The following is a 14,962-nucleotide window of genomic DNA, read 5'->3' as shown; positions in this document are numbered from 1 at the left end:
AACGCGCCCGCCCTGGAATCCGTCCAAAAAGGCAGGAATGAGGAGCATCGCCATGGCGCCACAAAATGATGAGCAGAGCCCGCGCCGGATTGCAATCCCGCCTCGCGCCGGCGTGGGACTCAAGCCTGACCACTACCGAACGATCCTGGATTCAAACCCGGACATCGGCTTCTTCGAGGTGCATGCGGAGAACTATATGGGGGCGGGTGGACCGCCGCACCGCTACCTCAGCCGGATCCGCGACAAGTTTCCGTTGTCCCTGCACGGCGTTGGCCTCTCGATCGGCGCTGACCGGCCGCTCGACCGCGATCACCTGAAACGATTGAGCGAGCTCATCGAGCGTTATCAGCCAGGGCTGTTCTCGGAGCATCTTGCCTGGTCGACCCACGACACGGCGTATTTCGATGATCTGCTGCCGGTCCCATACACAGCTGAAACACTGTCGCGGGTCATCTCCCACATCGATGAAGTGCAGGAGACGCTCGGGCGGCAGATGCTTCTGGAGAACCCCTCGACCTATCTCGCCTTTACCGAGAGCATCTATTCCGAGATCGACTTCATTGCTGAAATCGTGCGGCGGACAGGCTGCGGTCTCCTCCTCGACGTCAACAATGTTCATGTCGCGGCTACCAATCAACAATGGGATCCGATCCGCTACATCGATGAGTACCCGCTCGCGCATGTCCAGGAGATCCATCTCGCCGGCTACACCCCTGAAGCGGACGAGAAAGGACGGCCGCTTCTGATCGACACCCATGACCGTCCGGTCGATAAGATCGTCTGGGGCCTCTTCGAGCACACGATCAGGCAAATCGGCCCCGTGCCGACCTTGATCGAGTGGGACGCCAACGTGCCGGCGTGGCCGGAACTCAAGGCCGAGGCGGAACGGGCCGAGGCGATCATGCTCACCGTCGAACGAGAGGAGCGCATCCTTGCAATGCTTGGCTGATAGGCTGCACGGGTTTGCCGCGGCGCTGCTCGATCCTACTCTCGCGGCGCCGTCGGGTCTCGTTGGACCCGACGGTGAGCCGAGCCCGAAAAGGTTTTCCGTCTACCGAAACAATGTCGTTGTCGGCCTGACGGAAGCGCTCAAAAGCAATTTTCCGGCGGTCACTCGGATCGTTGGAGAAGAATTCTTCGACGCGATGGCGCGTGTCTTTGTGGCTTCCGAGCCGCCAACCTCGCCGATCCTTCTCGACTACGGCGCGGGCTTCGCCAATTTCATCTCAGAATTCGAGCCAGCCGCCTCCTTGCCCTACCTTCCCGACGTTGCACGGCTCGAACGCGCCTGGCTGGAAGCCTATCACGCTGCTGAAGCAATTCCGCTGACGCCCGAAGCCCTAACCTTCATCCCCGGCGACCGGACGGCTGACCTCACATTCAGCGTCCACCCCTCGCTACGGTTGATCTGGTCGCGATTCCCGATCCTCACGATCTGGCAGATGAACGTCGGCGATGGCGTGCCGGGGCCGGTGGATTTCGCGGCAGGTGGTGAGGACGTGCTCTTGGTGCGGCCGGCAGCCGAGGTTGAAGTCCGCGCGATGCCGCCCGGCGGCTACGAATTCGTGGAAGCCCTGCGACTGGGCCAATCACTGACCGGAGCCATGAAGATAGCGCTCGGCGCCGACCCGCGTTTCGACCTATCGGGGAACATTCGCGACCTCATAGCCGCCGGCGTGTTCATCGACTGTCATCTCGGCAACGAACCAGGACTTCAGATGAAAGGGATGAGAGCATGACACAGACTCGTACCGGGCCAAATTGGATCGGCATGGCGAACGTACAACTAGGTGTTCGCCTCATTCTCGAATGGCTGGCGTGGGCAGCTTATGGCATCGCACCGCTTGCGCTGCGAATCGCTTTGGCCGTCCCGTTTTTTCGCTCAGGTCTGACCAAATGGGACGGGTTTCTGTCGCTGTCTCCAGCGGCGTCCTTTCTGTTCGAGGAACAGTTCAAGCTGCACATTTTCGGCAATGTCTACGACATTCCGGCGCCTGACACGCTGGCGCTTTTCGACGGTGCCGCCGAGATCGTCTTGCCGATCCTGTTGGTCATCGGCCTCGCGACCCGGTTCAGCGCTCTCGGCCTCCTCGCCATGACAGGCGTCATTCAACTCGTCGTGCCGGACGGATGGGCGAATTTCCATCTGCCCTGGGCCGCGATGGCGATTGCACTTATTGCGATCGGTCCAGGTCCGCTGTCGATCGATCATCTGATCGCCATGATCTTCCGGCCGCGAGCGCCGGGAGGATCTGCGTGATGTTCGCTCGCTCTGCCGTAAGACATGCAGATCTTTATCAAGCTCCCTTTCTCATCCGCGAGCATTTCTGATGACCCAGGAGCCGCATAGCCACGTGCCACCGCTGAGGCTCGTGGCGGGAACTCAGCACCGCGGACTAGCCCACCGTGATGATGGACAAAGTATTGGGCGCAAGGGACCGGCGATCTCGGACATCGATTGGACGATCCTCATGGCGCGCTCCCAGGACGGCGACTCGGCGGCTTATCTTCGGCTCTTGGAGGAAGTGACGCCGTATCTTCGTTCTCTTGCGTCGCGGCTGCTTCGGAACCGGCAGGATATGGAAGATGCTGTTCAAGACGCTCTGCTGACCCTGCATTCCATCCGCCACACCTATGATCCGACCCGGCCGTTTGGACCGTGGCTGGTCGCCATTGCGCATCGCCGCTTTGTCGATCGGCTGCGTCGCCAGGGCCGCGTCAGAGCTCGCGAGACCCCGCTCACGCCTGAGCACGAAACTTTTGCGGAACCTCAGTCGAATCTGGACGAGAGACCGGATCGGCATGGCCTGCACGGTGCGATCGACAATCTTCCTCCCTTGCAAAGGCAAGCCATCCGGATGCTAAAGCTCAACGAGATGTCGCTGAAGGAGGCTGCGGCGGTAAGCGGAAGCTCCGTCGCATCCCTAAAGACCGCAACCCACCGCGCCCTGCAAAACCTTCGGAAGATGCTGACCGATCGGAGCCAGAGTTGATCAAGACACCAGATCTCATCGCATCGCTTGCGTCAAACCTGACCCCGGTACGGCGCTTGCGGCCGCCCATGAGGCGCGCGACCTACTGGCTGCTGCTGGCTGCTGTCGTGCTGACGCTGCTTGCCATCAGCCAGGGGCTCCGACCGGACCTCGCGCAAAAGCTTCAGCAGCCCGCTTTCGCCGTCAGCATGGCGGCTTCGCTGCTGACCGGCATATTGGCGGCGATCGCGGCCTTTCTGGTCAGTCTGCCGGACCGGTCGCGCCTTTGGCTTCTTCTTCCTGTGCCCGCGCTAGGCATTTGGCTATCGAATATTGGCTATCAATGCCTTGTCCAATGGATCAGTGTGGGGCCCGAGGGCGTCAGCCTGGGAGAAGCAGCCCGCTGCTTCGCGACACTGGTGCTGACCAGTCTCCCATTATCGCTCTCGATGCTGGTGATGCTGCGCTATGCGGCGCCGCTCCGGCCAACGGCGGTGACCTTGATGGGCAGTCTGGCTGTGGCGGCGATCACCGCGACGGCGTTGTCGCTGTTCCACGCCATTGACGCCACAGTGATGATCCTGATGTGGAATGTCGGCACGGCGGTCTTGCTCGTCGGGCTGGGAGGACTGTTCGGTCGGAGGATGTTCCGGTGGGTCGCGCCGCGCACATTGTCCCCCCGAGATTGACGCCCGGGAGACGCCAGGAGCGCACCCTATCGACGAAAGCTTCCGGACGAGATCGCCCCTTCACCTCAGACGAGAGGCACTGCGTCGTCTGAGGCAACGCATCCCAAAACTCACTCTAGGAGATAACCATGCAAAGACGTCTGCTTCTCACTTTCGCGCTCGCTGCGTCATTGGCTTCGTGGCTGGCGATCCCTGTCGCGAGCGCGGCGGAACGAAAGACCTTCGACACGGCAAGCTTCGAGGAAGCGCAGCAGCGCGGCCAGCGCATCCTAGTCGATATTTCGGCGACGTGGTGCCCAACCTGCAAGGCCCAGAAGCCGATCATCGATTCGCTAGCCGAGCAGCCGGTGAACAAGGATCTGGTGATTTTCGCGGTCGATTTCGATAGTCAGAAATCTGTGGTGCGAGAATTCCGCGCCCAGAGCCAGAGCACCCTGATCGCGTTTCAGGGCAAGACGGAGACAGGTCGATCAGTCGGCGATACCGATCCAGACTCGATTGCGGCTCTGGTTCGCTCGACATCGATCAAGTGAGGGCGGCACCATGGCAACTGGCAGTGTCCTGTTTGCGCTCTTGGCTGGCATCCTCTCGACGCTGTCGCCTTGCGTTCTGCCGCTTTTGCCGCTCGTTCTTGGCGCCGCCGTCTCCGAGCACAAGGCGGGGCCGGCGGCGCTGGCTGTTGGCCTCGCCATTTCTTTCGTCGCCATCGGGCTGTTCGTTGCAACAATCGGATTCTCAATAGGGCTAGACGCCGGCGTCTTCCGTAGTGTCGCTGCGCTGCTGTTGGTCGCGGTCGGGCTGGTTCTCATGGTACCCAAGCTCCAGGCTCAACTGGCCGTTGCCGGGGGGCCTGTCAGCGGCTGGGCCGATCGCCGGTTTGGAGGTTTTGCAGCAACAGGTCTGAAAGGCCAATTCGCCCTTGGCCTTTTGCTAGGCGCCGTCTGGAGTCCCTGCGTTGGACCGACGCTTGGCGCCGCCTCGGTTCTCGCGGCGCAGGGAAAAGATCTTGGGCAGGTGGCTACGGTTATGACCGCCTTTGGCATAGGTGCAGCCCTGCCTTTGCTCCTTCTGGGCCTTGCGTCCAGGGAGACGATGTTGCGATGGCGGGACAGGCTCCTGCGAGCAGGTCAGGGTGGGAAGGCGATGCTGGGCGGACTGCTCATTGCTATCGGATTTCTGCTCCTAACCGGCCTCGACAAAAGACTGGAAACGTTCCTGGTCGATGTCTCTCCCGCGTGGCTCACACAGCTCACAACGCATTTTTGATCAACAGAAGTCGTGGTCTTGAGCTGTCGCGTTGTAAGGCCATTGGCCCGATCAGATGTACGACAGGACGAAGGTTTCACTCGTCCTGCGCTTCCCAGCAAGAGCATACCACCACATTTCCGCTATCGATCGAAATGATAATGAGGGTCGCGACAACCCCGTCTGCCTCACCCTTCTCGAAATCGCCCGCAGCTTGGGCCATGGCATTAGTTACAAGCGCAATGCAGACGGGCTTAACAAGGTTTCTGACACCCAAATGACCGACTCCTTGCTTGCGAACGAACCGCTGATCCGCATGGCCTTCTTCCTAGGCATCCTTCTGGCGATGGCGCTCTGGGAAGTGGCGGCACCGCGCCGGCGGCGGGAAATTCCGCGCATGATCCGCTGGAGCAACAACCTCGGCGTCGTCGTCATCGATACGCTCCTGGTGCGCCTCATGTTCCCCATTGTGGCCGTGGGGCTCGCCGTCATGGCGCAGGAACGAGGCTGGGGGCTGCTCAATGCATTTGAAACGCCCGCATGGGTCGCCTTCATCGGTTCGGTGCTGGCGCTCGATCTGGCCATCTACCTCCAGCACGTGATATTCCACGCGGTGCCGGCCCTCTGGCGGCTGCACCGCATGCATCACGCCGATCTGGAATTCGACGTGTCAACGGGACTGCGGTTTCACCCCATCGAAATCCTGCTGTCGATGGCAATCAAGCTTGTGGTGGTCGCAGCTCTTGGGCCGCCGGCGGTCGCCGTGCTCATCTTTGAGGTGGTTCTGAACGGCACCTCCATGTTCAACCACTCCAATATCCGTATCTCTCCCGGGATCGACCGCATCCTGCGACTCTTCGTTGTGACCCCGGACATGCACCGGGTTCATCATTCGATCCATCCAAGCGAAACGAATAGCAATTTCGGGTTCAATCTGCCCTGGTGGGACAGGCTGCTCGGCACCTACCTGCCGCAGCCGCGCGAAGGCCACGAGGCCATGATCATCGGCATCGAGCAATTTCGCACTCGCCGCGATCTCTGGCTCGACCGGATGCTGATCCAACCGCTACGCGGCCCGGCGAGCGGTTATCCGATCAACCGCCAAAAGGCGGAGAAGGAGCCGTGAGCACCCGACATATTCTCCCGCGCCTCCTGCTTCTCGCCGGTTTGGCGGCGGTCATCGTCTGGGCAGCGCTGAACCGCGGCCGGCTGGACCTGGCCGCGCTCGGATCGAACGCGGAAGTGATTAGTCCTCGAATATTTCGAGCGCGCCGTAACTTCTGCTTGCTCGGGAGCGAACTTTTCAACAGCTGGCTCAATCGCGTGCTATCGGGCGGCTATCACCGCAATTCCAATCCCTACGGGTTAGCGCCGTAGTGAGGAGCAAAGCCAAGCGATAAACATGGCGGCGATAAGATCCTCAGGATTCAAGCAGTGCCACGGCATCGCCCTGAAAAAGTCCCTTTGACTGCTTCGTCGAACTAGGAGCTGAGCCCACTGGATTGTGAATCCGTCGTTATTCAACCGATCGTCAAGAGGTGCATACGTGTTCCGAGCCATGGTTTTGAGCGTCCTCAGCGCTGCGTCGATTTTGCTGACAAATGTATGGGCCCAGCCAGCCGACGGCGACATTCTTGTTGGCTCTTTCTCGCAAAGTTCACTGTCAGGCTGGCGCAGCCGTTCGTTCAAGGGCGATACTAAATACGAATTGGTCAAGGATCCCGATACCGGTGCCCAGGTTCTGGCCGCCAGAGCTGCCGGGACGGCGTCAGGGCGTTACCGCGAGATAAAGATCGATCTCACCAAGACGCCTTATCTCAACTGGTCATGGAAAGTGGAAAACATCTTTCCCGGCATTGATGAGAACATGAAGTCCGGCGACGACTTTCCAGCGCGGATCTATGTGGTGGTCGAACGCGGCATGCTCGGCGCGAGGTCGCTCGCCCTAAACTATGTCTGGGCAAGTCAACACAGCCTGGGCAGCGAATGGCCAAGTCCCTACTCGGGTCAGGTGCACCTGGTGGCGACCGACAGCGGCCAACAGGGGCTAGGCGCCTGGGTCAATCACAAGCGCAATCTCCGGGACGATCTCAAAAGGTCCTTCGGTCAGGACATCACGGAAATCGATGCCGTTGCGATCATGACGGACGCCGACGATCACAAGGGACGCGCCACGGCATATTATGGCGACATCTGGTTCAGTCCGGAATGACTGTGTTCGAGCCAGCTCGGTGACCGTCTTCCGCCAAGGCGACCGCCGATCTTGCGATGCTGCAAAGCCTGTCCCTGTCTCCGCCAGCCCGCGCCAGAACGCGAAGGGAGATAACAGCTGACAATATCAGGCGAGCCGTGGTGCGAATATCTTGATACGGCTGCCGATTAGGTTCAGCGGGAAGACGTTCCAGCGCGCGATAGAAGCCGTCCTCGATCTCGCGCAGGCTCGCCTCGATCAACTCGGCAAATTCAGGATCCCATGGTGCGACCTCCATGGCCGAGTTGACGAGGAGGCATCCACGGCGGTCCTTCAGTGACGCTGCTACAAGATCGTCGAAAAAGTTTCGGATCCCGCTGATGGGATCCTCACTGGCGTCGAGTTCAGCGATTCTCCGCCGCGCATAGGTGTCGAGATAGGCGTCCAGACAATGCCTGAACAGGGAACGCTTGTCGCCGAAGGCATTGTAGAGGCTGGCGCCGGTCATCGACATCGCGCTCGCAAGATCGCGCACGGAGGTCGCCTCGTACCCGCGGCTCCAGAACTGATCCATTGCCGCGGCCACCACTGCTGGCTGCTCAAAACTTCGTGGTCGTCCCATTTGGATCCTCTCCTGAACCACTTCCACGTCGCGAGGGCCCTTGCAAGGCCGGTCAAGCTGTGTCAGTTTTATATCGATCGATCTAAAATAACAATCCCGCCCCAGGGGCATGGATCACAAGGAATGCGTGCATGACCGTATCTTTTCCTCACCTTCTTCCACGCCAGACCGTCCCCCAACTGAGGGTGCCGGTTGTCGGAGGAAACACCTATGACATCCGGAAGGAGACTCCGGCGACTTTCTCGCTGATCGTATTCTATCGCGGGCTGCACTGTCCGATTTGCAGGACGCAACTGAGAGATCTCGAGGCCAAGCTTGGTGAGTTCGAACGCCGCGGCGTCTCGGTCGTGGCGATTTCTTCAGACGACGAAGAGCGCGCACTCCAGACGAGCCTCGATTGGCAACTGCCGCAGCTCCGTATCGGATTTGGCTTGCCCCTGCCGGTCGCCCGCGCATGGGGACTTTATGTATCTCGTGGCCATGGGAAGACGTCCATCGGGATAGAGGAGCCTGATCTCTTTTCCGAGCCGGCGATCTATTTGGTGCGGCCCGACGGGACACTCTATTTCGGCAGTGTCCAGACAATGCCGTTCGCACGTCCCCATTTCGCGGACATTCTGGGGGCGATCGATTTCGTGGTGAAGAACAATTACCCGGCGCGAGGCGAGGTCGACGTAACTTTTGAGCCCGCTGAAGCGAAGTAAGGAGCAAGACCCTAATCGCTTCGGCGCCGAGCGTGGCCGCCGACCACCAGGAGCCCGCTCACGAATGGATCACGCCGAGACGTTTCGCCGCCCTATCAAGACTATCGGTGCAGCCCTCTTCTTCGCAGCGATCCTCGTTGTGGCGGTGCTCATCAGGGGCCATCTCGATCTTGTGGAGGTCATGGGCCGGCTTGTCGCCGCAAGGGACTGGATCAGATTGCATCCGGCCCCTGCGGCGCTTTTCTTCGCCATCATCTATGTCGCCGTGACCGGCTTGTCGCTGCCCGGTGCAACGATCCTTACCCTGATTGGCGGCAGCTTGTTCGGACTCTGGACAGGAACCCTGCTCGTCTCCTTCGCCAGTGTCATTGGTGCGACGGTCGCCATGGTCGTCGCACGTTATTTTCTCCGCGATTTCGTTGAGCGCCGCTTCCCTGCGGTCGTGGCGAAGGTCAATCACGGCGTTGCGTCAGATGGCGCCCGCTACCTGTTCGCCTTGCGCCTCATTCCGGTGATCCCCTTCTTCCTCGTCAATCTGGCGATGGGTCTGACGCGCATGCCTGTCCTCACCTTTGCCTGGGTGAGCCAACTCGGTATGTTCCCCGGGACCGTCGTCTACGTCAATGCGGGTCAACAGCTCTCCTCGATCGAAACCGCGGCCGACATATTAAGTCCTCGCATTATCCTTGCATTCGCCGCCCTGGCGGTATTGCCCTTCGCTGCCAAGGCGGGGAATGCATGGTGGAGCGGACGCAACGCCCTGCGGGGTTGGCGGCGACCCCGCCGGTTCGACTACAACCTCATTGTGATCGGCGCCGGCTCGGCCGGTCTCGTGACTGCCTATATCGCGGCAACGGCCCGCGCCCGGGTTGCACTGATCGAACAGGGCGAGATGGGCGGCGACTGCCTGAACACGGGGTGCGTTCCCTCGAAGGCGTTTATCCGGTCAGCCAAGCTCGCAAAGGAGGGCGCTTATCCAGAACGCCTGGGGCTCAAAGGGCGCCTGGAGCCCGATTTTCCGGCGATCATGCGCCGGATCGAGCGGGTGATCGCACGCGTGGCACCTCATGACTCGGCGGAGCGATATCGTGGACTCGGTGTCGATGTGATCAAGGGACGCGCAAGGGTCCTCGATCCCTGGACTGTCGAAGTCGACGGCCGCCGCATATCGGGGCGCCGGATCGTCCTGGCGACTGGCGCCGAGCCGGCCGTCCCGCCGATACCAGGCCTTGCTGACATGGAACCGCTGACTTCCGAGACACTTTGGGGCCTGACGGAACAGCCGAAGCGGATGCTCATTCTGGGCGGCGGCGCGATAGGCTGTGAACTTGCCCAAAGCTTCGCCCGGCTCGGATGCGAGACAACCCTCGTAGAAGCATTGCCCAGGTTGCTGGCGCGCGAGGACGAAGACGTCAGTGAAGCTATGCGTGCTCTCCTTGTAGCGGACGAAGTGACCGTCATCAGCGGGGCAGGCGCCAGCGCGTTCGAGCGGGACGGCGAAGCCCGATGTGCCCGTCTGACAAACGGCCGAAGCTTAGAGTTCGATCGCGTTGTCGTCGCCGTCGGCCGCCGTCCTCGCACACGAGGATTTGGGCTTGAGGAACTTGGCCTCCTGGAAGACGGCCGGCTGATCGTCGACGACCGTCTAAGGACACGTCTGCCGACGATATATGCCGCCGGAGACGTCATCGGGCAGATGCAGTTTACCCACGCAGCAGCCAACTATGCCTGGTTTGCAGCGATGAATGCCCTCTTCGGGGACTTCAGGACATGGAGGTCCCAGGCGAAGGCGTTCCCAATGGTCATTTACACCGATCCCGAGATCGCTCGCGTCGGCCTGAGCGAGGCGGAGGCACGCGAGAAAGGCCTTGCTTATGAAGTAACCCGGTATGACCTTGCCGAACTCGATCGGGCCATCACCGACGAGGCGAACCGGGGCTTCGTCAAGGTTCTCACCGTGCCCGGAAAGGATCGCATTCTGGGTGCGACGATCGTTGGTGCCCGCGCCGGCGACATGCTCGGCGAATTCACGCTGGCGATGCGGCACGGCCTCGGCCTCAATGCGATCCTGCGGACCATCCATCCGTACCCGGGCTGGACAGAGGCGGCAAAGGCCACGGCCGGCGAATGGCGCCGAGCTCATGCACCGGCCTGGGCACTGGCTTTGTCGGGTCGCGTCCTTCTCTGGCTTAGGGGGTGAGACGATGTTCGACCGTCATCTCCAGCCCTTGCAGATGCGCCTTTTGAACCCGCCCGCAGCCTGGCTCTGCCGACGTGGGATTTCAGCGGATACGGTGACGCTGTTCGGTTTTGCCATGGGCATATCCGCCGTTCCTTTGCTGGCCTCCGGGCACCCCACGGCCGCACTGCTGGTCATCCTGGTCAATCGTGCTCTCGACGGTCTCGACGGTGCCCTGGCGCGGCGGACAAAGCCGACCGATCGGGGTGCGTTCCTCGACATTGCACTCGACTTCGTCTTCTACGCCTTAGTGCCATTCGGGTTTGCCCTTGCAGATCCGGGCGCAAATGCCCTCGCCGCCGCGACACTTCTTCTCGCCTTCGTTGGTACGGGTAGCAGCTTTCTCGCCTTTGCCGCGATCGCCGGCCGGCAGGGATTGGTGTCAATGAATTACCCTGCCAAAGGCATCTACTATCTCGGCGGGCTCACCGAGGGGGCCGAGACGATTGCCGTGTTCGTGGCGATGTGCGCCTGGCCGTCCGCCTTCCCTGCCATCGCGTACGGCTATGCTGCGCTATGCGCCATGACAACGATCACGCGATGGTGGTGGGGGTGGCGAGCCTTTGCCCGTTCGGATCGTCCGGCAAGCATAAGGGCGCTGCCGAAAATAGCCGAAAGCCGGCGTCCGACAAGACAAACTCATGATGAGCTGACACGATGACCAAGACACAACGATTGACTGTTCTGAGCGTTCTCACGTCGGCTGTGATGGCGTTGATTTCCGGGTTTGGAACGGCCCATGCCGACACGTGGCAGGATATCGCCTCCAGGGCCCGCGGCAAGACTGTCTACTGGAACGCATGGGGCGGCGATGAACGAACCAATTCCTTCATCGATTGGGTTGGACAACAAGTGCAGGCCCAATATGGCATCACGGTCCGGCAGGTGAAGCTCTCCGATACCGCCGAGGCCGTCTCGCGCGTCGCCGCGGAAAAGACCGCCGGTCGCGACGAAGCCGGTTCCGTCGATCTCATCTGGATCAACGGCCCGAATTTTCTGTCGATGAAGGACATGCACCTCCTCTACGGGCCGTTCACACAGTTGTTGCCCAATTATCGCTATGTCGACACGATCGGTAAGCTCTCGAACGTCACGGACTTCACCATCCCCGTGGATGGGATGGAGTCGCCCTGGCGTCTGGCCCAGGTCGTGTTCAACTACGATTCAGCCCGACTGAAGGAGGCACCGCGCACCATCGAGGATTTCGTGCCATGGGCGAAGGCACATCCAGGCCGCTTTACGCATCCCGACGTGCGCGACTTCATGGGCGCTACCTTCCTGAAGCAGGCGCTCATCGAATTGGCGCCTGATAAGAAGCGGCTGCAACAACCTGCTACCGACGCGGATTTCGCCAAGGAAACAGCGCCACTCTGGACATGGTACGAGAAGTTGAAGCCGTTGCTTTGGCGGCGCGGAGAACAATTCCCCGCGGATGGACCCGCCGCCCGGCAGCTGCTCAGCGACGGGGAGATCGATCTGTCCATGTCGTTCGATCCTGCCGAGGCTGCGGCCGCAGTCGAGTCGGGCCTGCTGCCGGACACTATACGGACCTACACCCTGTCCGGCGGGTCCATCGGCAACACGAGCTTCGTCGCCATCCCCTATAATTCGCCGCACAAGGAAGCGGCCATGGTGGTGGCCGATTTCCTGCTCGATCCGGCTACACAGGCGCACGCCCAAGATATCCGCGTGCTCGGCAGCTTCACAGTGCTCGACCTCGACAAGCTCTCGACCCAGCAGCGCCAGCTTTTCGCCGATCTCCCGACGAGCCCGGCACTACCGACTAACGCGGACTTGGGATCGGTGCTTCTCGAACCACACCCGTCCTGGATGACGAGGATCACGGACGAATGGATGCGGCGATACGTCAGATAGGATTCCGCATACGCAGCCTGATCCCCTTTTTGCCGAAACCGAACCTGCGGCATGCGGTTGGATTAGTCCTTCTTTGCGTACTTGGCATTCCGATCGCAGCTGGGCTAATATTCACCCTTCTTCCGGCATTCGGCTACCTGCCGTCGATCGGAGGCCATACGCTGAGCTTGGAACCGTGGCGGGAACTGTTCAGCTATCCTGGCTTTGCGACGAGTCTTCGGATCACAGTGACGACGGGCCTTGCCGCTACCGTTTTAGCATTGATCCTATCGTTCAGCTTTTGTGCGGTCGTCCACGGTCGAATGCGCGATCGCGGTGCCGACGGCCTTCTGGCCCCGCTGCTTGCCGCACCCCATGCGGCGATGGCGATCGGGCTCGCCTTCCTGATGGCGCCGAGTGGCTGGCTGATCCGGCTCGTGAGCCCGTGGCTTACGGGCTACACGGTGCCGCCCGACATCGCCACCGTTCAGGATCCGTGGGGCGCAGCTCTCGTTACCGGCCTCCTCATCAAGGAGCTGCCGTTCCTGCTGATCGTCATCCTTGCGGCCCTGAACCAGATCCCCGTCGACCAGCAGATGCGGGCCGGCCGTGCCCTCGGCTATGGGCAAGGCATCGTCTGGATCAAGATCATCGCACCGCAGGTTTACGCGCAGATTCGCCTGCCCGTTTATGTCGTCCTGGCCTATTCCCTCTCTGTCGTCGACATGGCATTGATCCTGGCGCCCTCCAACCCTCCACCTCTATCCGTTGTGGCGTTCAAATGGTTCATGGCTCCCGACGTCACGCGAACCCTTCCGGCGGCGGCTGCGGCCACGCTTCAATTGTTCGTCGTCGCTGGGGCGATCGGTATTTGGCGTCTTGGTGAACGAGGCGTCGCCGGGCTCGGCCTGTGGTGGACGACGAGGGGCGGCCGTGGCGTGAGCGGCGAGCCAGGTCTGAAACTGGCTGCCGCTCTCGGGACGATCATTCTCTCGCTGGGGCTGGGTTCCCTCATCGCGCTCGCCGTCTGGTCCCTGGCATGGCGATGGCCGTTTCCCGATATCCTGCCATCGACCTGGAGCCTCGATATCTGGAGCCGCCAGGCCCATGCGCTCGTCTGGCCTTTGGGCAATACGGTGGTGCTTGCGGCCGTCACGACTGGTGTTGCGCTGCTCCTTGCGATTGCCTGGCTGGAGGCCGGGGATCGAACCGGAAGACGCGACCGCGCCATACCATGGCATCCAGTCTATATCCCGATCCTTCTTCCACAGATCGCGTTCCTGTTCGGAACCCAGGTGCTGACCCTCAAGCTTCAGCTCGACGGATCGTTCCTGGCCGTCGCTTGGGCCCATTTCCTATTCGTGTTTCCTTATGTTTTGCTGGCACTCGCCGACCCGTGGAAGGCACTTGACCCCCGATATGCCCGATCCGCCGCAGCACTGGGAGCCTCTCCAACCCGTACTCTGATCCGCATCAAGCTGCCGATCCTGCTTCAGCCGATCGCCATCGCCCTGGCAATCGGCTTTGCCGTCAGCGTCGCCCAATATCTGCCGACACTCTTTGCGGGCGGCGGGCGCGTGGCGACATTGACGACCGAGGCGGTCGCGATGGCAAGCGGTGGCGACCGCAGGGTCGTCGGTGTCTTTGCCTTCATGCAAACCCTTCTGCCGCTCGCCGTCTATCTGGCGGCGTTGGTCATTCCGCGAATTGTGTTCGCCAATCGCCAGGCTCTGGCGGGGCGCACATGAGCAATGCGTTGACCCTTCGCTCCGTGACGATCTCAATCGGTGACAGACGGCTCGTCTCGGACCTCGATCTCGTGGTCGAGCCGGGCACTGTGGCGACCATCATGGGGCCGAGTGGATCGGGCAAGTCCACACTGATCTCATTCATCGGCGGCCATCTGGAACCAAGATTTCATGCGACTGGGAAGATCCTGATCGGCAATGACGACGTCACGGAACTGCCTCCGGAGCGGCGAGGCATTGGTGTTCTCTTTCAAGACGATCTGCTTTTCCCCCATCTTTCGGTTGGGGCAAATCTCGCCTTCGGACTTGCCGGCTCTACTGCAGGACGCGAATCCAGGCGAGCACGTATTACAGAAGCCCTGGAGGAAGCCGACCTCAGCGGGTTTGCGGACCGAGACCCCGCAACATTGTCAGGCGGACAGCGAGCCCGTGTTGCTTTGATGAGGACACTACTGGCAGGGCCCAGAGCGCTGCTCCTCGATGAGCCCTTTTCCAAGCTCGATTCTGATCTGCGACGTGACTTCCGTAGATTTGTGTTCGGCCGCGCAATTGCCAAACGCCTTCCGATTCTACTCGCGACCCACGATTTCACCGATGCCAAGGCAGCACTTGGTCCAATCCTAAGACTGGCACCTCTTTGAGTAGACTGTGGAGTCGGGTGCTGTCGCCTGATCGCTGTTTTGGTGATGCCAGTTTGA

17 protein-coding genes are annotated in these 14,962 nt (G+C 61.0%); 16 read left to right on the top strand and 1 reads right to left on the bottom strand.

Translation table 11 applies throughout. The annotated features are described in order from the left end of the window. Positions 1–37 precede the first annotated feature (37 nt). The 10 genes from bufB (at position 38) to HNQ95_RS16505 (ending at position 7,118) form a co-directional block, all read left to right on the top strand. A complete protein-coding gene (bufB, locus tag HNQ95_RS16550; protein WP_246340793.1) occupies positions 38–949 on the top strand; it encodes an MNIO family bufferin maturase in 912 nt (303 codons plus the stop codon). Continuing rightward, a complete protein-coding gene (locus tag HNQ95_RS16545; protein ID WP_312870938.1) occupies positions 942–1,739 on the top strand; it encodes an HvfC/BufC N-terminal domain-containing protein in 798 nt (265 codons plus the stop codon). Before bufB ends, HNQ95_RS16545 begins: the two co-directional genes overlap by 8 nt. Next, complete coding sequence (locus tag HNQ95_RS16540; protein WP_246340795.1) at positions 1,736–2,260, top strand: DoxX family protein; 525 nt, start codon at positions 1,736–1,738, stop codon at positions 2,258–2,260. The genes HNQ95_RS16545 and HNQ95_RS16540 overlap by 4 nt, the downstream gene beginning before the upstream one ends. 70 nt (positions 2,261–2,330) lie before the next feature. Further along, positions 2,331–2,993: an RNA polymerase sigma factor gene (locus tag HNQ95_RS16535; RefSeq protein WP_182574608.1), complete on the top strand. Its 663-nt coding sequence runs from the start codon at positions 2,331–2,333 to the stop codon at positions 2,991–2,993. Further along, positions 2,990–3,661, top strand: coding sequence for an NrsF family protein (locus tag HNQ95_RS16530; protein WP_182574609.1), 672 nt, complete (start codon positions 2,990–2,992; stop codon positions 3,659–3,661). Before HNQ95_RS16535 ends, HNQ95_RS16530 begins: the two co-directional genes overlap by 4 nt. Before the next feature lie 128 nt (positions 3,662–3,789). Further along, positions 3,790–4,194: a thioredoxin family protein gene (locus tag HNQ95_RS16525; protein WP_182574610.1), complete on the top strand. Its 405-nt coding sequence runs from the start codon at positions 3,790–3,792 to the stop codon at positions 4,192–4,194. A gap of 10 nt (positions 4,195–4,204) precedes the next feature. Further along, positions 4,205–4,927 (top strand): cytochrome c biogenesis CcdA family protein, encoded by a 723-nt coding sequence (locus HNQ95_RS16520; RefSeq protein WP_182574611.1) that lies wholly within the window; start codon positions 4,205–4,207, stop codon positions 4,925–4,927. A gap of 55 nt (positions 4,928–4,982) precedes the next feature. Continuing rightward, positions 4,983–6,032, top strand: a complete 1,050-nt coding sequence (locus HNQ95_RS16515; protein ID WP_246340797.1) for a sterol desaturase family protein — start codon at positions 4,983–4,985, stop codon at positions 6,030–6,032. Further along, positions 6,029–6,283: a hypothetical protein gene (locus tag HNQ95_RS16510; RefSeq protein WP_182574612.1), complete on the top strand. Its 255-nt coding sequence runs from the start codon at positions 6,029–6,031 to the stop codon at positions 6,281–6,283. Before HNQ95_RS16515 ends, HNQ95_RS16510 begins: the two co-directional genes overlap by 4 nt. A 181-nt stretch (positions 6,284–6,464) precedes the next feature. After that, the gene (locus HNQ95_RS16505; protein ID WP_182574613.1) at positions 6,465–7,118 is read left to right on the top strand and encodes a DUF3047 domain-containing protein; all 654 of its coding nucleotides are present in this window, start codon (positions 6,465–6,467) and stop codon (positions 7,116–7,118) included. Here the strand turns inward: HNQ95_RS16505 and HNQ95_RS16500 are convergent. Beyond that, entirely contained in the window at positions 7,105–7,719 is a 615-nt protein-coding gene (locus HNQ95_RS16500; RefSeq protein ID WP_210283795.1) for a TetR/AcrR family transcriptional regulator, read from the bottom strand. The genes HNQ95_RS16505 and HNQ95_RS16500 overlap by 14 nt on opposite strands. 131 nt (positions 7,720–7,850) lie before the next feature. Here HNQ95_RS16500 and HNQ95_RS16495 point away from each other — a divergent pair, with 131 nt between their 5' ends. The 6 genes from HNQ95_RS16495 to HNQ95_RS16470 all read left to right on the top strand — a co-directional run bounded on the left by HNQ95_RS16495 (position 7,851) and on the right by HNQ95_RS16470 (position 14,905). Continuing rightward, positions 7,851–8,423, top strand: coding sequence for a peroxiredoxin-like family protein (locus HNQ95_RS16495; RefSeq protein ID WP_182574615.1), 573 nt, complete (start codon positions 7,851–7,853; stop codon positions 8,421–8,423). 64 nt (positions 8,424–8,487) lie between these two features. Continuing rightward, entirely contained in the window at positions 8,488–10,623 is a 2,136-nt protein-coding gene (locus tag HNQ95_RS16490; protein ID WP_182574616.1) for a dihydrolipoyl dehydrogenase family protein, read from the top strand. Positions 10,624–10,627: 4 nt separating this feature from the next. After that, positions 10,628–11,323 carry a CDP-alcohol phosphatidyltransferase family protein gene (locus tag HNQ95_RS16485; RefSeq protein WP_182574617.1) on the top strand — a complete coding sequence of 232 codons (696 nt, stop codon included), beginning with the start codon at positions 10,628–10,630 and terminating at the stop codon, positions 11,321–11,323. Beyond that, entirely contained in the window at positions 11,320–12,537 is a 1,218-nt protein-coding gene (locus HNQ95_RS16480) for an ABC transporter substrate-binding protein (RefSeq protein WP_182574618.1), read from the top strand. The genes HNQ95_RS16485 and HNQ95_RS16480 overlap by 4 nt, the downstream gene beginning before the upstream one ends. Further along, on the top strand, positions 12,513–14,264 hold the full coding sequence (locus HNQ95_RS16475) for an ABC transporter permease (RefSeq protein WP_182574619.1): 1,752 nt from the start codon (positions 12,513–12,515) through the stop codon (positions 14,262–14,264). Before HNQ95_RS16480 ends, HNQ95_RS16475 begins: the two co-directional genes overlap by 25 nt. Next, the gene (locus tag HNQ95_RS16470) at positions 14,261–14,905 is read left to right on the top strand and encodes an ABC transporter ATP-binding protein (protein ID WP_182574620.1); all 645 of its coding nucleotides are present in this window, start codon (positions 14,261–14,263) and stop codon (positions 14,903–14,905) included. The genes HNQ95_RS16475 and HNQ95_RS16470 overlap by 4 nt, the downstream gene beginning before the upstream one ends. Positions 14,906–14,962 lie beyond the last annotated feature (57 nt).

The sequence above is a fragment of the Aminobacter ciceronei genome (assembly GCF_014138625.1).
GTDB classification, from domain to species: Bacteria; Pseudomonadota; Alphaproteobacteria; order Rhizobiales; family Rhizobiaceae; genus Aminobacter; species Aminobacter ciceronei.
Note: the sequence above shows the minus strand (reverse complement) of the source record. Positions and strands in the feature narration are given on the sequence as shown.